The 24,258-nt window shown below is 70.2% G+C and carries 21 protein-coding genes; 7 read left to right on the top strand and 14 right to left on the bottom strand.

Going from position 1 to position 24,258, the window contains the following annotated elements:
* Positions 1-19: 19 nt before the first annotated feature.
* Positions 20-643: a DUF4142 domain-containing protein gene (locus VIL67_RS19430; protein WP_332050579.1), complete on the bottom strand. Its 624-nt coding sequence runs from the start codon at positions 641-643 to the stop codon at positions 20-22.
* A 277-nt stretch (positions 644-920) separates the two neighbouring features.
* Between VIL67_RS19430 and cphA the strand changes: the two genes are divergently transcribed.
* From cphA to VIL67_RS19415, 3 genes are all read left to right on the top strand, one after another.
* Positions 921-3,749, top strand: coding sequence for a cyanophycin synthetase (cphA, locus tag VIL67_RS19425; protein ID WP_332050578.1), 2,829 nt, complete (start codon positions 921-923; stop codon positions 3,747-3,749).
* 58 nt (positions 3,750-3,807) lie between these two features.
* Positions 3,808-4,635: a cyanophycinase gene (locus VIL67_RS19420; RefSeq protein ID WP_332050577.1), complete on the top strand. Its 828-nt coding sequence runs from the start codon at positions 3,808-3,810 to the stop codon at positions 4,633-4,635.
* 425 nt (positions 4,636-5,060) lie between these two features.
* On the top strand, positions 5,061-5,246 hold the full coding sequence (locus VIL67_RS19415) for a hypothetical protein (RefSeq protein ID WP_332050576.1): 186 nt from the start codon (positions 5,061-5,063) through the stop codon (positions 5,244-5,246).
* A gap of 3 nt (positions 5,247-5,249) precedes the next feature.
* Here VIL67_RS19415 and VIL67_RS19410 read toward each other — a convergent pair whose 3' ends face one another.
* A complete protein-coding gene (locus VIL67_RS19410) occupies positions 5,250-6,317 on the bottom strand; it encodes a beta-N-acetylglucosaminidase domain-containing protein (RefSeq protein WP_332050575.1) in 1,068 nt (355 codons plus the stop codon).
* Positions 6,318-6,364: 47 nt separating this feature from the next.
* On the opposite strand from VIL67_RS19410, the gene VIL67_RS19405 reads away from it, so the two are divergent.
* Positions 6,365-7,270, top strand: a complete 906-nt coding sequence (locus VIL67_RS19405) for a sugar kinase (RefSeq protein WP_332050574.1) — start codon at positions 6,365-6,367, stop codon at positions 7,268-7,270.
* A gap of 25 nt (positions 7,271-7,295) precedes the next feature.
* On the opposite strand, the gene VIL67_RS19400 is transcribed toward VIL67_RS19405, so the two are convergent.
* The 9 genes from VIL67_RS19400 to sfsA form a co-directional block, all read right to left on the bottom strand.
* Positions 7,296-9,161: a DUF885 domain-containing protein gene (locus tag VIL67_RS19400; RefSeq protein ID WP_332050573.1), complete on the bottom strand. Its 1,866-nt coding sequence runs from the start codon at positions 9,159-9,161 to the stop codon at positions 7,296-7,298.
* A gap of 76 nt (positions 9,162-9,237) precedes the next feature.
* A complete protein-coding gene (locus VIL67_RS19395; protein WP_332050572.1) occupies positions 9,238-9,750 on the bottom strand; it encodes a DUF4402 domain-containing protein in 513 nt (170 codons plus the stop codon).
* Positions 9,751-10,003: 253 nt separating this feature from the next.
* Positions 10,004-10,750, bottom strand: a complete 747-nt coding sequence (radC, locus tag VIL67_RS19390; RefSeq protein ID WP_332050571.1) for a RadC family protein — start codon at positions 10,748-10,750, stop codon at positions 10,004-10,006.
* 81 nt (positions 10,751-10,831) lie between these two features.
* Positions 10,832-14,416, bottom strand: a complete 3,585-nt coding sequence (locus tag VIL67_RS19385; RefSeq protein ID WP_332050570.1) for an ABC transporter permease/M1 family aminopeptidase — start codon at positions 14,414-14,416, stop codon at positions 10,832-10,834.
* A 19-nt stretch (positions 14,417-14,435) separates the two neighbouring features.
* Positions 14,436-15,314 (bottom strand): ABC transporter ATP-binding protein, encoded by an 879-nt coding sequence (locus VIL67_RS19380; RefSeq protein WP_332050569.1) that lies wholly within the window; start codon positions 15,312-15,314, stop codon positions 14,436-14,438.
* Between the two features lie 125 nt (positions 15,315-15,439).
* Positions 15,440-15,763, bottom strand: coding sequence for an antibiotic biosynthesis monooxygenase family protein (locus VIL67_RS19375; protein ID WP_332050568.1), 324 nt, complete (start codon positions 15,761-15,763; stop codon positions 15,440-15,442).
* A 2-nt stretch (positions 15,764-15,765) separates the two neighbouring features.
* Entirely contained in the window at positions 15,766-16,584 is an 819-nt protein-coding gene (map, locus tag VIL67_RS19370) for a type I methionyl aminopeptidase (RefSeq protein ID WP_332050567.1), read from the bottom strand.
* Positions 16,585-16,678: 94 nt separating this feature from the next.
* Positions 16,679-17,083: a hypothetical protein gene (locus VIL67_RS19365; RefSeq protein ID WP_332050566.1), complete on the bottom strand. Its 405-nt coding sequence runs from the start codon at positions 17,081-17,083 to the stop codon at positions 16,679-16,681.
* A gap of 58 nt (positions 17,084-17,141) precedes the next feature.
* Positions 17,142-17,861 carry a DNA/RNA nuclease SfsA gene (gene sfsA, locus VIL67_RS19360; protein ID WP_332050565.1) on the bottom strand — a complete coding sequence of 240 codons (720 nt, stop codon included), beginning with the start codon at positions 17,859-17,861 and terminating at the stop codon, positions 17,142-17,144.
* Between the two features lie 250 nt (positions 17,862-18,111).
* Between sfsA and VIL67_RS19355 the strand changes: the two genes are divergently transcribed.
* Both VIL67_RS19355 and VIL67_RS19350 read left to right on the top strand, forming a co-directional pair.
* Positions 18,112-18,879 (top strand): competence/damage-inducible protein A, encoded by a 768-nt coding sequence (locus VIL67_RS19355; RefSeq protein WP_332050564.1) that lies wholly within the window; start codon positions 18,112-18,114, stop codon positions 18,877-18,879.
* Between the two features lie 101 nt (positions 18,880-18,980).
* On the top strand, positions 18,981-19,244 hold the full coding sequence (locus VIL67_RS19350; RefSeq protein WP_332050563.1) for a hypothetical protein: 264 nt from the start codon (positions 18,981-18,983) through the stop codon (positions 19,242-19,244).
* 15 nt (positions 19,245-19,259) lie between these two features.
* On the opposite strand, the gene VIL67_RS19345 is transcribed toward VIL67_RS19350, so the two are convergent.
* From VIL67_RS19345 to VIL67_RS19335, 3 genes are all read right to left on the bottom strand, one after another.
* Complete coding sequence (locus tag VIL67_RS19345) at positions 19,260-20,861, bottom strand: GMC family oxidoreductase (RefSeq protein WP_332050562.1); 1,602 nt, start codon at positions 20,859-20,861, stop codon at positions 19,260-19,262.
* 49 nt (positions 20,862-20,910) lie between these two features.
* Positions 20,911-21,198: a GIY-YIG nuclease family protein gene (locus VIL67_RS19340; protein ID WP_332050561.1), complete on the bottom strand. Its 288-nt coding sequence runs from the start codon at positions 21,196-21,198 to the stop codon at positions 20,911-20,913.
* A 77-nt stretch (positions 21,199-21,275) separates the two neighbouring features.
* Positions 21,276-22,298, bottom strand: a complete 1,023-nt coding sequence (locus tag VIL67_RS19335) for a hypothetical protein (protein ID WP_332050560.1) — start codon at positions 22,296-22,298, stop codon at positions 21,276-21,278.
* A gap of 136 nt (positions 22,299-22,434) precedes the next feature.
* Here VIL67_RS19335 and VIL67_RS19330 point away from each other — a divergent pair, with 136 nt between their 5' ends.
* On the top strand, positions 22,435-24,252 hold the full coding sequence (locus VIL67_RS19330) for a flavin-containing monooxygenase (protein WP_332050559.1): 1,818 nt from the start codon (positions 22,435-22,437) through the stop codon (positions 24,250-24,252).
* The last annotated feature ends 6 nt before the right edge of the window (positions 24,253-24,258 follow it).

Genomic DNA, 24,258 nt, shown 5'->3' with positions numbered 1-24,258 from the left:
CGACGGAGCGAAGCTGGTCTTAGTTGGCGGCGCCCATCTTCTGGGCCAGCTGCTTGGCCTGGTCGAGGTGGGCCTGGATCTTCGGCGCCACCTTGGCCGCATGGCCCTTCAGGTCGGCGTTGTCGCCGTTTTCCGCGTACCCCTTGTGCAGGGTCAGGGACTCTTCGTGGGCGGCGACCTGCTGGGTCAGGTAGACCTTGTCGAACTGGTCGGCCGGGGCCGCATTCAGGTTGTCGATCATGCCCTGGCGGCGCTGGTCGAGAGCAGCCGGCGGGGTCTGGCCGGCGGCGGTGACCATCGGCTTCATCTGGTTCATGGCCGCGGTGTGGTCGGTCTGGATCATCTTGGCCAGCGACTTCACCTCGGCGGACTTGCCCTTCTGCTGGGCGATCTGCGCCGCCTGGATCTCGTACATGTCGCCCATGGCCGCGTTCATCACGTAGCCTTGCAGGGTGTTGGCCCCGGCGGTGGCGGCGGAGACCTGGCCGACAGCGGCGCCGACAGCGTCCTGGGCGGCGTTCACCGCGGGGGTCTGGCCCCCGGCCGACGCAGCGGCGTTCTCGGCCGTCTCGTTGCTCTTCTGGCAGGCGGCGAGCGACAGGGCTGCGACAGCGGCCGCAGCCAGATAGAATCCACGCTTCATGGTTGGCGTCTCCCGTTGACCTAAATGTGAGAACCCGGGCGGCGGAGCTTGGTTCCTTGGCCCACGGAAACGGGCCCCCGCGCGTTGGGGGACGCGGGAGCCTGCACTTCCGGATCACACGAGCCGCGGTGGCGGCTCGCCAGGAATACGCGCCTCGCCCAGCGAGGGTTCCCGTCCACTTTTGAGCAGCCGGCCGGCCGATTATCGTTTGTTATCAGCAGGAACGTCCCAAACGGCCGTGGCTTTCGTCAGGTAGATGAACATTCGGGGGGCTTTGTTGAGCAATTCCGGCCAGGACACCCAACCCGCAGGTCCCATGCGGGTGATCGAACGCGCGGTCTATCGGGGCCCGCACCTGTTCGGCGACATTCCGATGATCCGCTTCCAGCTGGACCTCGGGGCGCTGGAGGCGTTTCCATCCAATACGATCGAGGGCTTCACCGACGCGCTGCTCGAGCGCCTGCCGACGCTGCACAACCACGCGTGCAGCCGCGGGCACGCCGGCGGGCTCGTGGAGCGGCTGCGCGAGGGGACCTGGCTCGGCCACATCGTTGAGCACGTGGCCATCGAGCTGCAGTCGCTGGCCAACATCCCGGTCACCAAGGGCAAGACGCGCTCGGTGAAGGGGCATCCCGGCGTCTACAACGTGCTTTACGAGTATCTGGAGGAAGAGCCGGGCCTGCTGGCCGGCCGGCTGGCCTTGGAGCTGGTCAACGACCTGCTGCCGGACGAGCTGCGCGGCGTGAGGGGGCTCGACATCCTGCACCGCGGCGCCACGCCCGAGCCGTTCGAGCTGACCGCCGCCCTCGAGCAGCTGCGCAAGCTGGAGCGGCGCACCGGGCTTGGCCCCACCACCGGGTCCATTGTCGCCGAGGCGCGCCGTCGCGGCATCCCGGTGATGCGGCTGGACGACCAGAGCCTGGTGCAACTGGGCTGGGGCAAACGCCAGCAGCGCATCCGCGCCAGCATCACCGGGCGCACCTCGTTCATCGGGGTGGAGACCGCCTCGGACAAGGACCTGACCAAGACCCTGCTGTCCAAGGCCGGCGTGCCGGTGCCGCAGGGCGCGGTGGTGCGCTCGGCTGACGATGCGGTGCGTGAGGCGGCGCGACTGCGCGGACCGGTGGTGGTGAAGCCGCTGGACGGCAATCACGGCCGTGGCGTCACGACGGACCTGACCGAGCCGGACGCGATCCGGAAGGCGTTCGCCGTGGCGGCGGAGCACAGCCGGCGCGTGGTCGTGGAGCAGCATTTCGAGGGCAACGACCACCGCCTGCTGGTCGTCGGCGGCGAGCTGGTGGCGGTGGCCGAGCGGATCCCCGCCCACGTCGTGGGCGATGGCGAGAGCACGATCGCCGAACTGATCGAGGCGGTGAACCGCGACCCCCGGCGCGGCGAGGGCCACGAGCAGGTCCTCACGAAGATCAAGATCGACGCTCAGGTTCGGCAGCTGCTCGAAAAGAACGGCATGAGCCTCGACAGCGTGCCGTTGGCCGGGCAGGCGGTGATGCTGCGCGGCACCGCCAACCTGTCCACCGGCGGCACCGCCGTCGACCGCACGGACGAGATCCACCCGGACAACGCCTGCATCGCCATCCGGGCGGCGCTGAGCCTCGGGCTGGACATCGCCGGCATCGACTTCATCAGCCCCGACATCTCCAAGTCCGCCCGCGAGGTCGGCGGCGGCATCGTCGAGGTGAACGCCGCGCCGGGCTTCCGCATGCACCTGCAGCCGACGGTCGGACGCCCGCGGCCAGTCGCCCCGGCGGTGGTGCGCATGCTGTTCCCCGAAGGCGAGACCGGCCGCATCCCGATCTTCGCCATCACCGGCACCAACGGGAAGTCCACCACCGGCCGGATGCTGTCGCACATCCTGCGCCAGACCGGCCTGACGGTGGGGCTGACCAACACCTCCGGGGTCTATGTGAATTCCGAGCAGGTGCTGAAGGCGGACGCCTCGGGTCCGAAGAGCGCGCGGATGGTGCTGCACGACCCCATCGTGGAGGCCGCGGTCTTCGAGGTGGCCCGCGGCGGGCTGCTGCGCGAGGGCCTGGCGTTCGACAAGTGCGATGTGGGGGCGGTGACCAACGTCCAGCCGGACCACCTCGGCATGAAGGGCATCGACACGGTCCAGGACCTCGCCTGGGTGAAGTCGGTGGTCGTCGAGAACGTGGCGAGCCACGGGGTCAGCATCCTCAACGCCGACGACGTGCTCACCGCGCGGATGCGGCGGCGGGCCGGCGGCCGCATCGGCTTCTTCTCGCTGCAGGGCGGCGAGCGGATGCCCCGGTTCCTGCGCGAGCACATCCTGGAGGGCGGACTGGCGGTGGTCCGCGAGCCGGACAACGGCGGCGGCGAGCTGGTTCTGCACCAGGAGGGCCGCCGCCGCCTGCTGATGCGGGCGGCCGAGATCCCGGCGACGATCGGCGGGCTGGCGGAATTCAACGTCCAGAACGCCATGACCGCGGCGGCCATGTCGATCGCCCACGGGGTGGACATCCACGCCGTGCGGCTGGCGCTGGCCACATTCGGCACGGCGTTCGAGCAGAACCCGGGCCGGCTGAACGTCTTCGACGGCCATGGCTTCCGGGTCATCGCCGACTACGCGCACAACGCGGCCGGGCTGATCGCCCTTCGCGAGCTGCTCGTGAAGTTGCGGCCGATGTATCCGCGGCAGATCGGCATGATCAGCATCCCGGGCGACCGCCGTGACGAGGACATCCGGGAGATGGGCGAAGTCGCGGCCCTGACCTTCGACGAGCTGGTCTTCCGCGAGGATCCCAGCCGCCGGGGACGCAAGGAAGGCGAGATCATCGACCTGCTGGTCGACGGCGCGCGCCGCGCCGGCGCCCACGACCGCCGGATCCATCGCGTCTCCGACGAGATCCATGCGGCCGAAACCGCCATGTCCCTGGCCCGGCCGGGCGACCTGGTGGTGCTGACCCTGACGGAGGTCGAGGACGTCTGGCGCAGCGTGCTGTCGTTCCGTCCCGCGGCGCGGCCGAGGGCGACGTCCGACACGCTGCCGCAGCTTTCGCAGGACCTTCCGGAGCCCATCCGCAGGCGCGCGACGGGCGCGGACGGCGAGAACCGGCCGCACGCCTGAGCCTTGGGAGCCGCCGCCCCGCCGGGGCGTTGGCTTGCCACACAGAGAAGGAACGAGAATGAGCGAGCGCGGCCCGCTGATCGCGATCGGCGGTCACGAGGACAAGGACGGCGACCGGCTGATCCTGAAGTACGTGGCCGACCGGCTGCAGGGCGGCGTGCTGGTCCTGGCGACCGTGGCGAGCCACGAGCCGGAGGGCTACTTCGAGATGTACGAAGAGGCGCTTCGGGGGGAAGGGGTCGAGCTTCGCGAGCTCTACGTCAACGAACGTCACGAGACGAGCGACCCGGAAAAGCTGGCCCTGTTCGATGGGGCGGCCGGCGTCTTCTTCACCGGAGGAGACCAGCTCCGCATCTCTAGCCAGGTCGGCGACACGCCCATCGAGGCCCGCGTCCGGGAGCTTCTGGACCGCGGAGGCGTGGTCGCCGGGACGTCCGCAGGCGCCTCGATGATGAGCGAAACCATGCTGGTCCGCGGCCCCAGCGCCGAGTCCTACCGCATCGGCGACCTGCACATGGCGCCGGGCCTGGGCCTGGTGCGCGACATGATCATCGACCAGCATTTCGCCGAGCGGGGCCGCATCGGCCGCCTGCTGGGCGCCGTGGCGCACAATCCGCGCGTGCTCGGGGTCGGCATCGACGAGGACACCGCCGCGGTGTTCGAGAAGGGCCGCATGACAGTCATCGGACGGGCCGCCGTCTATGTGGTGGACGGGGCCGAGGTGAGCCATTCGAACGTCGCCGAGGCCGAGGCGGACTATGCGCTCTCCATGCACGACGTGCGGCTGCACGTGCTCACCGAGGGCGACGAGTTCGACCTCGCCACGCGACGCCCGAAGGGCGGCATGCCCGACAAGCGCTGGGGCTGGCGACCGCCGAAGAGCTAGACGAGCAGGGCGACGAGGGCCAGCAGGCTGGCCGAGACGGCGGCGAGCTCGAGGGCGCGGGTCCAGCGGATCTGATAGCGCACGGGCGCGGGCAGGCGGGCGTCGGTCATGGCAGGCGTGCTCATAGGCCAGGGTACACGGGCGGTGGTCTTCGCCGCCCGGTCACGCGCACTTGGGGGAGTGGGGGAGACCGCGGGACCTGGGGCTACACATGCCCGCGGCCGCGCGACCGGGCGACGAAGATGGCTGCAAACTAACTAGTTGCGTATTTACTGTACCCCTTCCGTCGGGAGACGCAAGCGGAATCTGCAACGATGTTCGCTGAGGTTGCGCCCTCACGTCCCTTTGACTGCGCCGGTGGTCGGAAGCGGCTGCGCTGGCGTAACCTTCGCGTTAACCTTCCTGGCATCGAGGAGGTGACGGCGATGACCGAGTACTGGCTGAAGGCCCTCGCCCAGGCGGAAGCGGCCGAGGAGGAGGCGCGGCGCCTGCGCGCGCGCTACGGCCGTGACGCCGAACGGCGGCTCGATGAACTGACCCAGGATCTCGCGGCGCGGCAGAGCCGGCGCGAGACCATCGACGACGTCCGGCGCGCCCTGCGCTGGACCTGAGGCCTACTGGGTCTGCAGCGCCTCGCCGGTGATGGCGTAGCCGCCCTGCAGCCAGTCGACGATCTCGCGCGCGGCGGGATGGTCGTAGGCCTGGTAGCGCGCCACCAGCGCGGCCTTGCGCTCGTCGCTGAAGCGGTCGAGCCCCGTGTCCTGCAGGGTCAGCAGGTCGGCGGTGACCTGGCGGGCCAGCGGCTCGCCCAACACGGTCTCGGCAGCCCGGCGGAAGGCCGCGAGGTACTGATAGCCTTCGCCGCGGGCGTAGCTCTCCGCCAGCGTCAGCATGGGGATCCGGGTGAGCACCGGCTGGGAGGCCGGGTTCACCGCGTGGGCGGATAGGTGGGCGCCGATGGACGCCGGCCGGCCGGTGAAGGCGCGCAGGTGCAGGTGCTGGCTCATCCGCGGGCCGTCGTTCACCGGGTAGTTGTCCCAGAGGAACGGCCGGCGGCGCAGCTGCTGGCCGACGCGCTCGAGGTGGCCGGCGGAGTACTCCAGCGAGCAGACCTCCTCGCCCGTCCACATGACGTGCACCACGGGCTCCAGCGCGATGCCCAGTTCGGCGAGGTAGGTCGACGGCCGCTGGCCGAACACCCGGTCGAGGACCGGATCGTCGCTGTAGTAGCTGGGGCACATGATCAGGCGCGAGGCCTTGGTGCGCGGGCCGATCCAGTGGACGATCTCGGCCTGGCGGGCGGCCAGGTCGGGCAGGTCGCCGCGCATGTCGTCGAAGAGGATGGCCAGGTCCTCGACCCCGGCGTCATCCAGCTGGGCGAGCTTGGCCGAGAGCGCCACCTTGGCGGCGGTGTCGAAGCCGAAGTGCAGCTCGAACGGGGTCAGTCCCACGCCGAAGCGGACGTCCGCCTCCCGGCAAGCCGCGCCGAACGCCTTCAGGGCCTGGAGCTCGGCGTCCGGGTAAGGCTCGCGCCAGCGTCTGCGCAGGTAAGGGTCCGCCTTGGGCGCGTAGAGCCAGAAGCCGTAGCCCCGCGGCCCCAGGAAGCTGACGTTGGCTGTCCGCTCCGCCCAGGTCCAGGGACGGCCGAAGAAGCCTTCGATGACACCGATTTCCACCGACATGGGGGAGAGGCTAGCGGCGTTCGCCAGTTTGTGGGAAGCGGGGCCGCATGAGCCGGATCATCGCGCTGGGCGAATGCATGGTGGAACTGTCCCTGGGGGAGGGCGGCGCGGGCCGCATCGCCTATGCCGGGGACACCTTCAACACGGCGGTCTACCTGGCCCGCCTGGGCCGCCAAGTGGCCTATGCGACGGCGGTGGGCGGCGACGACCCGTTCAGCCGCGCGATCCGCGACCTGATGGCGGAGGAGGGGATCGCCGACGATCTGACGCTGCGCGTCGAAGGGCGGCTGCCGGGGCTCTATGCCATCGAGCGCGACGCGGCCGGCGAGCGGCGGTTCTTCTACTGGCGGGGCGAGGCCGCGGTGCGGAGCTACTTCGATCACGTGGAGGCGGACGCCTTGCGGGCCGCCTTCGGGCAGGCCGAGCTGGTCTTCCTCTCGGGCGTCAGCCTGGCGGTGGTGGGCGAGCGGGGCCGCGCCCTGCTCGGCGAGCTGCTGGCCGAGGCGCAGGGGCAGGGGGTGGCGATCGGCTTCGATCCCAACTACCGGCCGAGGCTGTGGCGCGACGCGGCCGAGGCGCAGGCCGCCGCCGAGGCGGTCATCCCGTTCTGCCGCTACGTGTCGGTGAGCGGGCCGGACGCCGAGGCGCTGTGCGGCGGGAGCGCGGAGCAGGTGGCGCAGGCCTGGGCCGCCCACGGCGCCGAGGTCATCCGCCGCGAGGAGGACCGCACGGTCGCGATCCACGCGGACGGCGCGGTGGACGTGCTGCCGCCCGGCCCAGGCGCGGCCAAGGTGGTGGACACCACCGGCGCGGGGGACAGCTTCAACGGGGGTTACCTGGCCGCGCGGCTTGCAGGAGCCTCGGCGCGTGACGCCGTGGAGGCGGGCCGGCGGCTGGCGGCGGTGGTGGTCGGTCACCCCGGCGCGATCATCCCGAAGGCGGCGATGCCTTGATCCTCCCCTCCGGAAAGGCGGGGGACTAAGCGCCCCCCGCCCGGACCCAGCCGTCGACGACGCCGTCGAGGACGCTCATGGGCACGGCGCCGGTCTCGAGCAGCAGGTCGTTGAAGCGGCGGACGTCGAACCGCGGGCCGAGGGCGGCGCGCGCCTTGTCGCGCATGCGGTTGATCTCGGTGTGGCCGATCTTGTAGCCGCAGGCCTGGCCGGGGGTGGCGCAGTAGCGGTCGATCTCGCTGGTCATGGCGTCGCGCGCGCGGCCGGAGTTCTGCACCGCCCAGTCGATCGCCTGCTCACGGGTCCAGCGCTTGGCGTGCAGGCCGGTGTCCACCACGAGGCGGATCGCGCGGAAGCGCTGGGCCTGGAGGTAGCCCAGCCGGCCGGCCCAGTCGGTCTCGTACATGCCGATCTCGTCGGCCAGCTGCTCGGCGTAGAGGGCGTAGCCCTCCACATAGGCGTTGATGCCGGAGAGCAGGATGCGGATCAGCGGCAGCTTGCCCGTCTCGGTGAGGTAGGCGCCCTGCCACGCGTGGCCGGGGACGGCCTCGTGGTAGGTGAGGGTGGGCAGGCTGAACTTCGGCCAGTTCGAGGTGGTCTTCAGGTTGATGTAGTAGGTCGATGGCCGGGAGCCGTCGAGCGAGCCGAAGCTCATGTAGCCCTGGCCGGCGCCCTCCTGGATGTCGACCGGCGCGCGCTTGACCTGCACCGGCGCCTTCATCCGCAAGGTGAAGGCCTGGGCGAGCCTCGGCCGCACGCCGGCGATCACCCCGTTCAGGTAGTCGAGAAGCTGGGCGCGGCCGGCGTCGGTGTCGGGGAACAGGTGCTCGGGATCGCGGCCGAGCGCCGTCATCCGCTCCCCCACCGTGCCCTGGGTGAGGCCCTGCGCTTTCAGCAGGGCGTCCATGCGCGCCTCGATGGCCCGGTTCTGCTCCAGGCCGATGCGGTGCACCTCGTCGGGCGACAGCGAGGTGGAGGTCCCCTCGCGCAGGCACCAGCGGTAGTAGGCCTCGCCCTGAGGCAGTCGCCAGACGCCGGCGTCGTGCCCGGCCCGGGGCGCGAGCGCCTTCAGCACCGCGTGCTGGCGGGCGAGGGCAGGATAGACCTCGCTCTCGACGATGCGGGTGGCGCGGGCCTCCAGGTCCCCGGAGAGCCGCTTCGCGCGGGCCCGGCGGGCCACCGAGCCCACCAACCGCGAGCGGGCGGCGGGGACCGCCAGCAGGCCCTGCTGCTGCCCGAGGATGTTGGCCAGGATGAAGTCCGGCGGGATCACGCCCAGGCCGGCGTCCCGCTCGATACGGGCGGTTTCCTCTCCGAGCACCAGCGACATCTCGTGCAGGCGCGAGAGATAGTCGTCGGCGTCGTCCTCGGTCTCGATGGCGTGCTGGCTGTCGAGGAACTCCGGCACGAAGCTGTAGGCGCCGCCCTGCTGGCTGACGACGTAGGGCGTGGAGCTCTCGCTCATGGCCGAGGCGAGCGTGTTGTTGCCGTAGTCGAAGGGCGCGGCGTCGGCGCCCAACTGCAGGGCATAGGCGACCACCTGCTTGTGGATCCGGCTCTGCGGCGACAGGCCGGCGTCGGGGAAGGCCTCGAGCGACGCCAGGCCGGCGCGGCAGAAGCCGCGGTCGTCCATCACATTGGCCCAGGCGGCGTCGGAGAGCTGGCCCTTGAGGCCCGCGCGCGCCTCCTTGTCGAGCCCGAGGCTGGTGGCCTGCTCCGGGTTGCGGATCAGCATCCGCTCGGCGAGGTCGTCCAGATGGCGGGCGAGCGCCTGGTCGGGTGTTTGCGGGGCCGGCGTCACCTCGGTGACCTGGGCGCCTGCGGGCGGCGCGGCGGCCAGAAGGCCCAGGGCGCCGCCGGACAGGAGGAGTTCGCGTCGGTCGAGGCGCATGGGCGGTCCCGGTGGTTGAAGCCGAGCGGGACGGTAGGGCGGCCACGCCGGCTGGCGCAAGGCCCCGGCGCCGCTCCTAGTTGTAGGCGACTGTGACGGTGAAGCTGTTCGAATAGGCGCCCGTGATGGTGGCTGCCTGCAGGGTCACCTGGCCGCCGATGTGGAAGGCCACGGTGCCGCCGGAGCCGATCTGGCCGCCGCCCATGCTGGAGGTCAGGTTGACCTGCAGGGTCTCCGAGCCGCCCGAGCGCAGCAGGTTGATGCTGGCCGGGTAGGTCACCTGGATGTTGGCGTTGGCCTGGCCCTCGACGTTGAAGCTGGCGCGGCTGGTGGAGTTGCCGCCGGCCTGGCCGAGGTTGGAGGTGCTGACCGCGCCGGTGTTTGGGTCAATGGAGATCGTGCCCGAGCCGCTCGTCGGCCGGATCACCGAGCCGAACGCCAGGTCCGCGGTCTTGGTGACGTTCAGCACCGGCTGCATGACGGTGATGCTGCCGGTCGCCGTCTGGCTGGTCTGAGCCGCAGCGTGGCCAGCGCCCGCGAGCGCGGCGGCGGCGGCGGCGAGGCCGAGCAGTTGGCGGCGGATGGTCACAATTTCCCCTCAGTCCGAACGGCGTTCGGCGGCGTCCGGCCCTGGGACGCGCCTAGCGCACAACGGGCGGCGCAGCAACTTTCAGGCCACGCTTTGCAACCCGCCCGCGCGCCTATGCTGCGCTGCACAACCTCCAGCAATCGAAATCGGCGAACACCGTTGGGCGACAGCATCGGGGGAGCGGCTCCCGTGAGTCGTCGCCGCGTGTCCGCAGCCCGCCCGCTCCACCGCCCTGCCGCCGGCCACCGCCGCCTTACAGGAGTCCAAGCGCGCGGAAGCTGGCGACTCCATGGCGGCCGACCACCAGGTGGTCGTGGACGGCGATGCGGAGCGGACGCGCGGCGTCGATCACCTGGCGCGTCATGTCGACGTCCGCGGACGAAGGGGTGGGATCGCCGGAGGGGTGGTTGTGCACCAGGATCACGGCGCTCGCCGAGAGCTCCAGCGCGCGGCGCACCACCTCGCGGGGATAGACGGGGGCATGGTCGACGGTGCCGCGGTTCATCAGCTCGTCGGCGATCAGCTGGTTCTTCTTGTCGAGGAACAGCACCCGGAACTGCTCGCGCGCCTCGTGGGCGAGGGCGGTCTTCACATAAGCGAGCAGGGCCGACCAGGAGGAGATCACCGGCCGGCGGCCGATCTGGTCACGGCCGGCGCGCAGGGCGGCCTCGTGCAGGAGCTTGAGGTCCAGGGCGACCGCCTCGCCGACGCCCTTCACCGTCTTCAGCTCGTCCACCGTGGCGCCCAGCACCGCAGCCATGGAGCCGAAGCGGGCCAGCAGCTGCTTGGCGAGCGGCTTCACGTCGCGCTTGGGGATGGAGCGGAACAGGAAGAGCTCGAGCACCTCGTAGTCGGGCAGGGCGGCCAGTCCGCCGGCCTGGGCGCGGGCCCGCAGCCGCTCACGATGCCCGTGGTAGTGCGGCTTCGGCTCAGGCGCGGCCGCCGCCGCCCAGAGGTCGGCGGGGGAGCTGGCGTCCTCGACGGCGGCGCGGCGGTCCATGGTGGAAGAATGTTCCGCAAATGTTCCCTGATGGCAAGGGCGAGTTGCGCCCGCCGCCGCGCCAGAGGGGCGGGACAAGCCTCACCCCTCCGTCACCCGGATCGCGTTGTCGTCCGAGTTGCGGTCGATCTGCTTGTTGTAGGGATCGACGCCGGCGAACTTCGGCGGCTTGTCGACGGTGACCGTCAGCGTCTGGGCGCCTGAGCGGAACGGCCGGGTCTGGAAGAAGGCCACGTCCTTGGACGAGAAGCCGCCCTTGCCGGGCTCGGCGGTGAAGACGCCCACGTCGAACACCTCGCCGCGGATGGGCGCCTCGGTCTCGCGGCCCTGGCCATCGGCGTACATCTTCCTGGCCTCCACCGTGAGGGTGACGTCGTAGCGGCCGTCCGGACGCTTCTTCACCGCCGCCGTCTTGGTCTTCAGGTCGTAGACGGTGATCTTCTCGAACAGGTCGGTGATCAGCTGCTGGGCGACGGGGTCGGCCCCGGCTTCGGCGCGCAGCGCGTCCACCAGGTCCTGCGAGCGCGGATAGGGCGCGCCCTTGAAAGCGTACTGCTGCAGCAGCCGGCGCAGCGCGGCGTTGACCTTGGCCTCGCCGATCCGGTCGGCCAGCAGGTACATGACGATCCCGCCCTTCTGGTAGTGGATGTAGTCCTGGTTCTCGACCCGGATCAGCGGCAGCTCCTCGACGACCTCGCCGCCGCGCCGGCGAAGGTAGGTGTCCAGCTCGCGCTTCAGGAAACGGCGGATGCCGGCCGGGCCGTAGGTGCGCTCCATGACCTTCAGCGCCGAGTAGGAGGCGAGCGTCTCGGACAGCATGGTGCCGCCCTGCATCTCGGCCCCGATCACCTGGTGCGCCCACCACTGGTGGCCGAGCTCGTGGGCGGTGACGTAGGTGACGAAGTCGACCTTCGCCGGATCGCGGTTGTCGGCGATGAAGCCGATCGCCTCGGAGTAGGGCATGGTGTTGGCGAAGGCCTGGGCGAAGGTCGCATAGCCCGGGAACTCCAGGATCCGCGCCTGGCGGAACTGGTAGGGGCTGAACTCGGCCTGGTAGTAGTCCAGGCCGTTCTGCAGCGCCTTGATCATCCGGTCGACGTTGTAGGGATGCTGGGCGTCATAATAGATCGCCAGCTCCACGCCCTTGTAGTCCACCTTGCGCACGGCGTAGCGGGCCGACTGCACGGAGAAGAAGTGCAGCACCGGGGCGTCGGTCCGGTAATGGATGGTCCGCCGCCCGGCGCGGGTGACGTCGCTGATCCGGTAGCCCGGGGCCACCGGGGTCTGGTCAGCGGCCGTGGTGACGGAGATGTCGGCGTTCACCCAGTCGGCGTTGCCCACGTAGTTGCGGGCCTGGGCCGAACGGTCCTCGAGCTTGGGCGGGCGCAGCTCGGCGGGAAGGCCGTACTTGCGGCGCTTGGCCCGGTCGCGCAGCAGCTGGCTGCGATCCATGCCGATGACGGGCGCGAACTCGCTATTGTCGACAAAGGTGCCGTTGTCGACCAGGCGCGTGGTGTTGCCGCTGTTCTTGAAGCCCTTCTGATGCATCAGGGTCTCGAAGGTCAGCTCGGCGGTCTCCCCGGGCTGCAGCGGGCGGGTCAGGGTGAAGATGCGGTAGTTGAACCGGTCGAACGTCCTCACCGAGGCGGGGACGGAGAGGGCGAGCCTAGTCGCCTTCGTGTCGCGGTCCAGCCGCACGTGCAGCTCGCGCAGTGGCTGGCCACTGTCGTTGACCAGCCGGTAGCTGCCGCGGGTGACCAGGCGCGGCTCGTGCGGGTAGAGGTCGAGGTCGAGCTTCACGTCGGTGACCGACGGCTGGGGCAGCTTCTCGTACGGCAGGAACTGCTTCTCGTAGTCGGCCTGGAACCGCTCGCCGTCGAGGCGGGTGCGGTACGGGTTCCACACGTTGGTGTTCAGGTAGATGTAGCCGCCCAGGCCGACGAAGGCGATGAGCGCCAGGCCGCCGGTGAGGCCGGCCGGCCCCATCAGGCGTCGCGGCAGTCGCTTCAGGCGCGGCATCAGCCGGGTCTCGGTCCCGCGCCGCCACAGGCCGTACGCCAGCACGAGCAGGATCACCGCGAACGCCGACCAGTAGGCGCGGAACCAGGCGGCGAAGCCGGCGTAGTCGCCCTGGCCGTTCATATCGGACAGCGGGACCGCCGGCGCGCCCCCATAGTTGTAGAGGTTGTGCTCGAAGCCCAGGTTGCCGAGCGTGATGGTGGCGATCAGGTAGATCACCATCAGGCCCCAGCCCACGAACTTATGCGGCGAGATGGCCTGCAGGAAGATCGCCAGCACCGCCAGCAAGGTCCAGTCCACGGCGTAGGGCAGGATGTACCAGGCCAGGTACTTGCCGAGATCGACGTCGGTGTAGCCCTTGCCAAGCTGGACGAGGACTCCGCCCACGGCGCTGATCAACAGGGTGGAGATCAGCACCAGGGCGATGGCCAGGGTCTTGGGGACCAGGAAGGCCCAGTCGGGAACGGCGGTGGCGTCGACGATCTCGTGGGTCTTGCGGTCGCGCTCGCGCCAGACCAGCTCGCCGGCGTAGTAGATGGCGATGACGATCACCACCAGGCTGAAGGCGCCATTCAGGGTGGAGATCACCCAGCGGGTCACCGGGTAGATGTCGGTGCCGCCCTGTTCCGCCCCCAGCACCAGGGCGCCCATGGCGTTGAACAGGCCGAGCAGCACCAGCACCACATAGGCGGGGCTCTTGAACACCTGGCCCATCTCGAAGCGGGTGCGCTTGGAGAGCGTCGCCCAGGCGCTGGCGGCGCCGTAGCGCGGGGCGGGCAGGGGACCGACGGGCGGCGGCGGGGCGGCGTCAGCGGCGGCGCGGAGCTTCTCCAGGCGGCGCGCCTTTTTGCCCTTCACCTCAAAGCGGAACAGGCCGTAGGCCAGCGCCAGGAAGGCCGCGGCCACGCCCGACCAGATCAGTCGGTTGAACAGCAGCGGGCCCTCGAAGGCCGGCATGCGTGTGTTGGCTTCCGCGGCGGTGAAGTAGCGCGTGGCCAGTTCGTAGGCCGCGAAGCCGAACGGCTCCACGAGGGCGGCGATGCTCAGCTTGTCCGGGTCGCGCAGCGCCGCGTTCATGATGAGGTAGAGCACCAGGAAGCCGGCGACCCCCAGGTAGGTGCCCATCATCGAGCGGGTGGCGGTGGCCAGGGCGAAGAAGATGGCCGAGACCAGCAGCAGGCTGGGCAAGGCGATCAGCAGATAGGCGAAGGCGTAGTAGGCCGGGTTGTTCGGCCCCAGCGTCTCGGGGTCCACCCAGGGCATCAGCGAGCCCACGAAGATCCCGGCCGGGACGAACAGGAAGGCCAGGGCGACGGCCGCGTAGGCCCCGGCGAAGCGGCCGAACAGGTAATCGAACTTGCGGATCGGGGTGGAGCGGATGATCGGGCCGTAGCCGGTCTCGTCGTCGCGCACGATCACGTTCGCCACGAAGGCCGTCGAGACGAACATGAAGAACAGGGACATGACGAAGCATGTCTCGGCGATGGCGTTGGGCGAGTTCTTGTGGACGTTGCCGCCCGAGCCGATCTGGATCTGGTCGATCGTCACCGAGGCGAAGACCAGCAGGAAGAAGATCAGGCCGGCGATCCAGAAGATCGGCTGGCGGATCTGGTAGCGGAGCTCGAAGCCCGCGATCTTGCCGAACATGGTGCGCGTTCCTTCGGGCTCAGGCCGCGCGCCGCGAGGCGGCAAGAGTGGAGAAGTAGACGTCCTCGAGGCCGCCCTCGACGGGCGCGAAGCCGGCGCCAGGCGCGCTGTCGGCCAGCACGTGGATCACGGTGCGCCCGCCGGACAGGCGGGTGGAGATCACCTCGTGGGCGGCCTTGGCGGCGTCCAGCTCGTGCCGGTCGAGGGTCTTCGTCCAGATGCGGCCCTTCAGCTCGGCCATCAGCTGGGAGGGCGCGCCTTCCTTGAGGATCTTGCCGCCGGCCAGGATGGCCATCCGGGGGCAGAGGTCGGCCACGTCCTCGACGATGTGGGTGGAAAGGATCACCACCACGTTCTCGCCGATCTCGGCCAGCAGGTTCAGGAAGCGGTTGCGCTCCTCGGGGTCGAGGCCGGCGGTGGGCTCGTCGACGATGATCAGCTGCGGACGCCCGATCAGCGCCTGGGCGATGCCGAAACGCTGGCGCATGCCGCCGGAATAGCCGGCCACCGCCTTCTTGCGCACGTCCCACAGGTTCACCTGCTGGAGCAGCGCTTCCACCGTCGCCTTGCGCTCGCCGCGGCCGGCGATGCCCTTCAGCACCGCCATGTGGTCGAGCATGTCGTAGGCGTTGACTCGCGGGTAGACGCCGAAGTCCTGCGGCAGGTAGCCCAGGGTGCGCCGCAGCGCTTCGGGCGTCTTGATGACGTCGATCTCGCCGAAGCGGATCTCGCCCGACGAGGGCGTCTGCAGGGTGGCGATGGAGCGCATCAGCGTCGACTTGCCGGCCCCGTTGGGCCCCAGCAGGCCGAACATGCCGGTGCCGACCTCCAGGTCGACGCCGTCGAGCGCGCGCGTGCCGTTGGCGTAGACGTGCGTCAGGTTCTTGATGGAAAGCATCGGTTTCACCACCCCTCGTTGCAGGGAGGCTGCACCGACGGCCGCGGCGGGCGCAAGTTAGCGAAGCGTAACCTTTGGCCGCAGGGTGTTACGGCCTGCCCCGGGGCGGCGCGCCTGCGCCCGCTCTAACCGCGTGGCGGGCCCGAGCCGGCCACGACGCGGTGGTGCTCCACGTGCGGCGGGCGGTCGAGGAGGAACCGGTCGTCCTCGGGATAGTAGACGGCGCGCTCGGGCTCGGGGCCGGCGAACGCGCGGATGGCGTCCATGTCGGGCCACCAGGAGAGGGTGGTGACCTCGCTCACGCCATCCTCCAGCCCGCGGAACACCATCTGCCAGCCCAGGTTGCCCGGTGTGGCGGCGTAGTCCTTGCCGCCGGTGGCGGCGATGTAGGCGGCGTATTCGGCCTCGTCCGCGGTGCGGATCCGGCCGGTCCACTTCCGCAGGATCACGATCAGGCGCTCTGCACCGGGGGCTTGAAGATGCCCGCCGGGGAGCCGGTGAAGATCTCGACGCCCGTGTCGGTGACGCCCACCGAGTGCTCACATTGGGCCGAGAGCGACTTGTCACGCGTCACGGCCGTCCAGCCGTCGGCGAGCAGCTTCACCGGGTGCTTGCCGAGGTTCACCATGGGCTCGATCGTGAAGAACATGCCGGGCCGCAGGAGGTCGCCCGTCCCCTTCTGCCCGAAGTGCAGGATGTTGGGCGCGTCGTGGAACACCTTGCCTAGGCCATGGCCGCAGAAGTCGCGGACCACCGAGCAGCGCATGCTCTCCACGTACTGCTGGATGGCGTGGCCGATGTCTCCGGTGCGAGCCCCGGGCTTCACGGCGGCCAGGCCGCGCTCCAGGGCCTCGTAGGTGACGTCGATCAGCCGCTTGGCGCGCGGGGCCACTTCGCCCACGCCGTACATCCGGCTGGTGTCGCCGTGCCAGCCGTCGACGATGACGGTGACGTCAATGTTGGCGATGTCGCCCTCGCGCAGCACGCGCTCGCCCGGGATGCCGTGGCAGACGATGTGGTTGGGGCTGATGCAGGTGGTCTTGGTGTAGCCGCGGTAGCCCAGACAGGCGGGGATCGCCCCGTGGTCGAGGATGAATTCGCGGGCCAGGTCGTCCAGGTGCTCGGTGACCACGCCCGGCACGACGTGCGGCGTCAGCATGTCCAGGCATTCGGCGGCGAGGCGGCCGGCGCGACGCATGCCCTCGAAGTCCTCGGGCGAATGGATCTTGATCTGGCCGGTGCGGTATTCGCCGTCGAGGATGTCGGTCATGGGGAAGGCTCGGGAAGCTGGCCCGCGGCCGAAGGCGGCCGCCGGAACAGCCTATGTCGCAATCCCTTGGCGGAAGTTCAACGCCGGCGCGCGGCTAGGCCACCATCTTGCGCGGCAGGGGGCGGGTGAACAGCGGCTCGTCGACCACCGAAGAGAGGCCGTCGCAGCTGGGGGCCTCGGAGAGCGGCTCGGCGCCGCCGATGCCCATGCTCATGGCGCGCCAGCCGCCGGTGTCGCCCGCCGGCTTGGGGAAGGGCATCTCCTTCAGGGTGGCCGTGGCCAGGGCGTCGACGCGGTCGTCGCCGGAGGGCTTGACCACCACCACCTCGGCCACGCGGGTCGGGTCGGCGCCCCAGCGGACGCAGACCCCCACGGCGCCCTTCAGGTCTTCGTCCTCGACCATCTGCGGGGCGGCGGCGGTCTCCACGGCCGCGGCCGCACCGGCGCCCGGGATCAGGATCAGGGTCGAAAGGGCGAGCGCCCGGAGCATACGGTCCATCTGCAACCTCCGCGCGGGCAAACACCCCGAGGCCGAACCGCGATCCGCGAGGCTGCGATCACGCTCTCGTGCGAGGCGCCCCCTCCCAGGGCATGGGCCGCGCCAGATGCACACCGTCGGCGGCGATCTCGCAGCCGTAGACCAGCACCTCGACCCCGGCCTGGGCGACCTCGGCCAGGGCGGCGGCGAACTTCGGGTCGCAATCGGCGGCGGGGCGGAAGCGCTCGCAGTCGGTGCGCTGGACGACGAACAGGACGACGGCGCGCTCCCCCTCGGCGGCCATGGCGGCCAGCTCGCGCAGGTGCTTGGTGGAACGGGCGGCGACGCAGTCCGGGAACTCGGCCAGCCCTGGCTGGCGCTTCAGGTGGACATTCTTCACCTCCACCCAGGCCCTGGGCCGGTCCGGGTGCTCCAGCAGGAAGTCCACGCGGGAGTTCACGCCGTACTTCACCTCGCGGCGATGGCTGGCGTACCCGGCCAGCTCCGGGATGGCGTCGGCCGCCAGCGCCTCGGCGACGATGCGGTTCGGGTGCAGGGTGTTGATGCCGATCAGGCCGCCGTCCGCCTCCACCAGCTCCAGCGTGTGGCGGAGTTTCCGCTTCGGGTCGTCCGAGGTGGACAGGAAGCAGGGCAGGCCGGGCGTGTTCAGGCCGAGCATCGCGCCGGGGTTCGGGCAGTGGGCCGTCACCGCGGAGCCGTCCTCCAGCACCACGTCGGCGAAGAAGCGCTTGTAGCGGGCGACGAGGGTTCCGCGCAGGAGGGGGGAGGGGAATTTCATCGGCGCGTAGATAGGCGACGCCCCGCTCTTGGCGAAGGCGTTCTGCGCCTTAAGTCCATGGCGGCCATCCTGCTATGGCTCCGGATCAGCTCAAGGACGCGCGCGCAGCGCGCGCCGCGCAGCGGCGGCCCGCAGGGCCGTCCTTGACCTGATCCGGAGCCATAGCTCCAATCTGACCATGGGCTTAAGGGCTTCCAGCATCCTGAAGGATGCCGGGCGGCGAACGGGCCTCAAGTGAACTGGAGCATCCATGTCCGCCGACCCTGAGGACCGCGTCACCGCCGGCGTGCTGATCATCGGCGACGAGATCCTCTCGGGCCGGACGCAGGACACGAACCTGCGCGACATTGCCCGCTACCTGGGCGTCCACGGCGTGGACCTGGCCGAGGCGCGGACCGTCCCCGACGTGCTGGAGGAGATCGTGGCGGCGCTGGACGCGCTGCGCAGCCGCTACGACTACGTGATCACCACGGGCGGGATCGGGCCGACGCACGACGACATCACCGCCGACGCCGTGGCCGCCGCCTTCGGGGTGGAGCTCGAGGAGCATCCCGAGATCATCGCCATGATGGAGGCCCGCTGGGGCGACCAGCTGAACGCCGCCCGCCGGCGCATGGCGCGGGTGCCGGTGGGCGGGGACCTGGTGAAGAACCCGGTGCAGGGCCCGCCCGGCTTCACGATCGGCAACGTCTTCGTGCTCGCCGGCGTCCCGTCGATCATGCGCGGCATGCTGGAGGACGTCGGCCCGCGGCTGAGGGGCGGCAAGGTCACGATCTCGCGCACGGTGCGGGTCGAGGGCTCTGGCGAGGGGCAGATCGCGGCGCCGCTGGAGGCGGTGGCCAAGGCGCACCCCGAGCTGTCGCTGGGCAGCTACCCGTTCTTCGGCCCGGACGGCTTCGGCTCCAACCTGGTGCTGCGCGGGCGCGAGCCGGAGGCCCTGGCGGCCGCCGTGGACGAGCTGCTGGCCGCCCTGCGCGAGGCGGGCGTGGAGCGGATGGCGGAAGTGGCCGCGGCCTGAGCGCCGATCCCGCCGCAAGCCCTGAGACCGACGGTTAATTTGTTCCGCGACCGGCGTTCGGCTATGGATTAGCTTCGACCGCCTTCGGGGAGCGTACCGCCATGATCGCCATTACCTTCGCCGCCACCCTCCTGCTGGCCGACGCCGCCGCCCAGGCCGCCACGCCGACGCCAGTCGCCAGCTCGGCGCCTGCGAAGAAGGAGAAGGTCAACAAGGACGGCCTGGTCTGCAAGAAGGAGGCGGTGCTCGGCTCGCGGATGCCGACCAAGGTCTGCATGACCGCCGAGCAGTGGGAGGAGCGCAAGGCCTCCGACCGCGACAACGTCGACCGCCAGCAGCGCGTGATGCAGGCGGAGCGCGGCTGAGGCGCGCCGGCGGATCTAGCGCCGGTCTTCCAGCACCATCTGGGCGCCTTTCTCGGCGATCATCAGGGTCGGCGAGTTGGTGTTGCCGCTGACGATCCTGGGCATGGCCGAGGCGTCGATCACCCGCAGGCCGTCCACGCCGCGGACCCGCAGCCGCGCGTCCAGCACCGCCATCGCATCGTGATCCGGGCCCATGGCCGCCGTGCCGGCCGGGTGGAAGATGGTGGTGCCGATGTCGGCGGCGGCGGCGCGCAGGTCCTCGTCGGAGGTGAGGTGCGGCCCCGGGCGGAACTCCTCGGGCCGGTACTTGGCCAGGGCCGGCTGGGCGGCGATGCGGCGGGCGAGCCGCAGCGCATCGCAGGCCACCTCCCGGTCTTCCTCGGTCGAAAGGTAGTTGGGCGCGATCCGCGGCGCGGCGCTCGGGTCGGCGCTGGCCGCATGGACCGAGCCACGACTGCTGGGCCGCAGGTTGCACACGCTGGCGGTGAAGGCCCCGAACGGGTGCAGCCCGTCGCCCCACTTGTCCAGCGACAGCGGCTGGAAGTGGAACTCCAGGTTGGCGGTGGCGTACCGCGGGGACGACTTGGCGAAGAGCCCCACCTGCGAGGGCGCCATGGTCAGCGGGCCGGAGCCGCGCAGCAGGTACTCCACGCCCATCCACGCCCGGCGGGCGAGGTTGGCGTATTCGGTATTGAGGGTCTTCACCCCGCTGACCTTGAAGACCGGGCGCAGTTGCAGATGGTCCTGCAGATTCTCGCCGACGCCCGGCGCGTGGCGCACGACGGGCAGGCCCAGGGCCTGCAGGCGGTCGCCGTTCCCGACGCCAGAGAGTTCCAGGATCTTCGGGCTGGCGACCGCGCCGGACGCCAGGATGACCTCGCCGGCGGCCCTGGCCTCCATCCGCTCGCCCCCCTTGCGAAACACGACGCCCACGGCGCGACGGCCCTCGAAGGTCACCCGCTCCACCTCGACGCCGGTCTCCAGCCGCAGGTTCGGGCGGTTCAGCACAGGCTTCAGGAAGCCGCGGGCGGCGCTCCAGCGGCGGCCGCGCTTCTGGTTCACCTGGAAGTAGGACGAGCCCTCGTTATCGCCGGTGTTGAAGTCGGGGATCTTCGGCAGGCCGAGGCCAGCGGCGGCCTCGCGCACAGCGTCCAGGATCTCCCAGCGCACCCGCGGGTGCTCCACCCGCCACTCGCCGCCCGCGGCGTGGAAGGGGCCCTGGCCGTCGATATGGTCCTCGTGGCGCAGGAAGGCGGGCACCACGTCGTCCCAGCCCCAGCCGGGCAGGCCGAGCTGGCGCCAGCCGTCGTAGTCGGCGGCCTGGCCGCGCATGTAGATCATGGCGTTGATGGCGCTGGAGCCGCCGATCACCTTGCCCCGCGGATAGGCCAGCGCCCGGCCGCCCAGGCCGGCCTCCGCCTCGGTGGAGAACATCCAGTCGGCGCGCGGATTGCCGATGGCGAACAGGTAGCCCACCGGCACGTGGAACCAGACCCAGTCGTCCTTGCCGCCCGCCTCCAGCAGCAGGACCCGGTTGCGCGGATCCGCCGACAGCCGGTTGGCCAGCAGGCACCCGGCCGTGCCCGCGCCCGCAATGATGTAGTCGTAGCTGTGCACTAGCCCTCTATTTCGCTCATCCCCGCGAAAGCGGGGACCCAGGCGTTTTTCATTCCGGCTGCAACTCCTCGGCTAGGTCGCGCCAGCCCGGGTTGAACCGCTCGATCAGCTCGATCTTCCACGCCCGACGCCACTTCTTCATCGCGCGTTCCCGGGTGAAGGCGCCGTCCCGGGTCTCGAAATACTCGTAGTGTACGAGGGTCTTCACGCCATAGCGGGAGGTGAATCCCTGGCGCAGGCCTTCCTGATGCTCGTACACACGGCGCGACAGGCTGTCGGTATGGCCGATGTAGAGAGTGCCGTTCCGGCCGCTGGCCATGATGTAGACGGCGAACATCGTCGGCTCCGTCCGGCTGAAAAAGCCTGGGTCCCCGCTTTCGCGGGGATGAGCGGGGGAAGGGCCCCGCGTTCAGCTCATTCCGTGATGTCGACGCTTTCGACGGCGCGGCCTTCCTTCTCCGCCAGGCGGGCGCCGGCGAGGATGCCGGGGAGGGAGTAGTTGCCCTCGTGGCAGGCGTATTCGTAGACCGGGCCCTTGGCGGCGTTCAGCGGCATCTGGGCCTTCCAGACCTGGGTGAACACCTTCGGATCGTCGACGGTGAACTCGTAGAGGATCTGGTCGGCCGAGATGCGGGTGAAGCGCTCGGTCACCTTGGCGTCTTCGGAGATGTAGATGGTGGCGGCGAAGTAGGGCCGCAGCACCTCGCCCGGGTTGAAGTTGGTGGTCTCGACGACGAGGGTGTCGCCCTCCCACCAGCCGACGCTGTCGCCCATCCACGGCCGGATGTGGGCCGGCAGGTGCTCGCGCCGGTCGAGGCGGATGGTGCGCACGTCGTGGTTCATCTCGACCACGATGGCGACGGCGTCGCGCGTCTGAACGAACTGGTAGTTGTTGTTGTAGAGCACGTTCAGCATCGGGGGCCCCGCGGTGGAGCCGAAGCCCAGGATGCAACGCTCGCCCAGCGGCCGGCTCTCCGGTCCGTCGAAGCTGTTGCGGGCCTTTTGCAGGGTCTGGTCGAGCAGGCGCTTGCCGGCCGGGCTGTAGGGCAGCTTGCCGTCGGCGGGGTCGACGATCCAGGACGTGCGCACCTCGCCGGCGATGCGGCCCAGGGCGGTGCCGGGGTCGGTCCAGGCGGCGTTGTAGCCGCCGGGGTCATTGGCCACCGGCGGGGCGCCGGCGTTGGGGTCGCTCGGCCGGTCCTGCGCCGCCCGCATGGCCGCGCGGCGCGCCTCGAAGGCCTTCGCCTCGGCCTCGGGAATGGTCAGCGTCTTGAAGTTGGCGGGGCGCTCCAGCCCGGTGATGGCGGCGTTCGTCCACACGCCCTGCAGGTCGGGCTGGCCGAAGGCGTTGCGCGGCGCCTTGTAGGCCTGGGCGGAGGCGCCGGTGGCCAGGGCGGCGAGGGCGAGGGCGGCGAGGGCGGTGCGGAACCTGGGCATGCGAAACGGTAGCCCCCGCGCCGCGGTCTTGTCGAGCTTTGGGTATGGCGAAGGACTGTGAACGGGGTTGCCTCCCGCCGCGGAAACGGCGCGGAATGGGCGCGTAGGGCCGCAGTCGAGACGGCCGGGAGGAACCATGTCCGAGACGCTGGACCGCAAGTCCGATGACCTGGGCTTCGACCCGGACGCCCTGAAACAGAAGTACCGCGCCGAGCGCGACCGCCGCCTGCGGGCCGACGGCAGCCAGCAATACGTGGAGATCGCCGGCGAGTTCGCCCACTACCTCGAAGACCCGTACGTGGAGCCGGGGTTCAGCCGCGCGCCGCTGACCGACGAGGTCGAGGTGCTGGTGGTCGGCGGCGGGTTCGGCGGCCTGCTGGCCGGGGCCCGGCTGCGCGAAGCGGGCATCAAGGACATCCGCATCGTCGAGAAGGGCGGCGACTTCGGCGGCACCTGGTACTGGAACCGATATCCCGGCGCGGCCTGCGACATCGAGAGCTACATCTACCTGCCGCTGCTGGAGGAGATCGGCTACGTCCCGCGCGAGAAGTACTCCCGGGCGCCGGAGATCCTCGAGCACAGCCGCGCCATCGGCCGCCACTTCGGCCTCTACGACAACGCCTGCTTCCAGACCGAAGTCACCGAGATGCGGTGGGACGCCGACGCGGCTCGCTGGATCGTCAAGACCAACCGCGGCGACGCCATGCGGGCGCACTTCGTGGTCATGGCCAACGGCCCGCTGCATCGGCCGAAGCTGCCGGGCATCCCAGGCGTCGAGAGCTTCAAGGGCCACTCGTTCCACACCAGCCGCTGGGACTACGGCTACACCGGCGGCGACGCCAACGGGGGCCTCACCGGGCTGAAGGACAAGGTGGTGGGGATCATCGGCACGGGCGCGACCGCCGTGCAGTGCATCCCGCACCTCGGGGCGTGGTCGAAGCACCTCTACGTCTTCCAGCGCACCCCCTCGTCCATCGATGTGCGCAACAACCGGCCGACCGATCCCGACTGGGCGCAGACCCTGTCCCCCGGCTGGCAGCAGCACCGCATGGACAACTTCAACGTCCTCGTCTCCGGCGGCTTCGCCGAGGAGGACCTGGTGCAGGACGGCTGGACCGACATCATCGGCAACATCCTGCTGCTCGCCCGCCGTAAGGCTCAGGCCGGCGAGCCTGTGGAGAACCCGGCCGAGCTGATGCAGCTGGCCGACTTCAAGAAGATGGAGCAGGTCCGCGCCCGCGTGGACGAGGTGGTCAAGGACCCGAAGACGGCCGAGGCGCTGAAGCCCTGGTACAACCAGTTCTGCAAGCGGCCGTGCTTCCACGACGAGTACCTGCCGACCTTCAACCGCGAGAACGTCACCCTGGTGGACACGCAAGGCCGCGGCGTGGAGCGGATCACCGAGGACGGAGTCGTGGTGGACGGGCGTGAGTACAAGCTCGACTGCCTCATCTACGCCACGGGCTTCGAGGTGGGCACCGACTACACCCGGCGCTCGGGCTACGAGCTCTACGGCCGCGACGGGCTGACCTTGACGGAGAAGTGGAAGGGCGGGGCGGCGACGCTGCACGGCCTGACCAGCCGCGGATTCCCGAACTGCTTCATCGTCTCGAACGTGCAGTCCGGCTTCTCGGCCAACTTCCCGCACATGATCAACGAGCAGGTGAAGCACATCGCCTACATCCTGAAGGCGGCTACCGAACGCCAGGCCCGCACGGTCGAGCCCAGCCAGGAAGCCGAGGACGCGTGGGTCGAGACGATCGTCAAACTGGCCGTGCTGCGCGAGCAGTTCCTGAAGGAATGCACCCCCGGCTACTACAACAACGAGGGCATGCCGGAGACGATGAGCGCCCGGAACAGCTCCTACGGGGCGGGGCCTGTGGCGTTCACCAAGGTGCTGGAAGCCTGGCGCGAGGACGGCGAGCTGAAGGGCCTGGAACTCTCCGCCGGCTGAAGGAGC

Source organism: Phenylobacterium sp. (assembly GCF_036563385.1).
Lineage (GTDB): Bacteria > Pseudomonadota > Alphaproteobacteria > Caulobacterales > Caulobacteraceae > Phenylobacterium.
The sequence above is the reverse complement of the archived record's forward strand: the minus strand, read 5'-3'. Positions and strand labels throughout refer to the sequence as shown.

Excerpts from the sequence above, each read along its gene's own strand:
- VIL67_RS19430 (WP_332050579.1), bottom strand. The coding sequence starts at position 643 with ATGAAGCGTGGATTCTATCTGGCTGCGGCCGCTGTCGCAGCCCTGTCG.
- VIL67_RS19420 (WP_332050577.1), top strand. The coding sequence starts at position 3,808 with ATGAGCGAGCGCGGCCCGCTGATCGCGATCGGCGGTCACGAGGACAAG.
- VIL67_RS19415 (WP_332050576.1), top strand. The coding sequence starts at position 5,061 with ATGACCGAGTACTGGCTGAAGGCCCTCGCCCAGGCGGAAGCGGCCGAG.
- VIL67_RS19410 (WP_332050575.1), bottom strand. The coding sequence starts at position 6,317 with ATGTCGGTGGAAATCGGTGTCATCGAAGGCTTCTTCGGCCGTCCCTGG.
- VIL67_RS19405 (WP_332050574.1), top strand. The coding sequence starts at position 6,365 with ATGAGCCGGATCATCGCGCTGGGCGAATGCATGGTGGAACTGTCCCTG.
- VIL67_RS19400 (WP_332050573.1), bottom strand. The coding sequence starts at position 9,161 with ATGCGCCTCGACCGACGCGAACTCCTCCTGTCCGGCGGCGCCCTGGGC.
- radC (WP_332050571.1), bottom strand. The coding sequence starts at position 10,750 with ATGGACCGCCGCGCCGCCGTCGAGGACGCCAGCTCCCCCGCCGACCTC.
- VIL67_RS19385 (WP_332050570.1), bottom strand. The coding sequence starts at position 14,416 with ATGTTCGGCAAGATCGCGGGCTTCGAGCTCCGCTACCAGATCCGCCAG.
- VIL67_RS19380 (WP_332050569.1), bottom strand. The coding sequence starts at position 15,314 with ATGCTTTCCATCAAGAACCTGACGCACGTCTACGCCAACGGCACGCGC.
- map (WP_332050567.1), bottom strand. The coding sequence starts at position 16,584 with ATGACCGACATCCTCGACGGCGAATACCGCACCGGCCAGATCAAGATC.
- VIL67_RS19365 (WP_332050566.1), bottom strand. The coding sequence starts at position 17,083 with ATGGACCGTATGCTCCGGGCGCTCGCCCTTTCGACCCTGATCCTGATC.
- sfsA (WP_332050565.1), bottom strand. The coding sequence starts at position 17,861 with ATGAAATTCCCCTCCCCCCTCCTGCGCGGAACCCTCGTCGCCCGCTAC.
- VIL67_RS19355 (WP_332050564.1), top strand. The coding sequence starts at position 18,112 with ATGTCCGCCGACCCTGAGGACCGCGTCACCGCCGGCGTGCTGATCATC.
- VIL67_RS19350 (WP_332050563.1), top strand. The coding sequence starts at position 18,981 with ATGATCGCCATTACCTTCGCCGCCACCCTCCTGCTGGCCGACGCCGCC.
- VIL67_RS19340 (WP_332050561.1), bottom strand. The coding sequence starts at position 21,198 with ATGTTCGCCGTCTACATCATGGCCAGCGGCCGGAACGGCACTCTCTAC.
- VIL67_RS19335 (WP_332050560.1), bottom strand. The coding sequence starts at position 22,298 with ATGCCCAGGTTCCGCACCGCCCTCGCCGCCCTCGCCCTCGCCGCCCTG.
- VIL67_RS19330 (WP_332050559.1), top strand. The coding sequence starts at position 22,435 with ATGTCCGAGACGCTGGACCGCAAGTCCGATGACCTGGGCTTCGACCCG.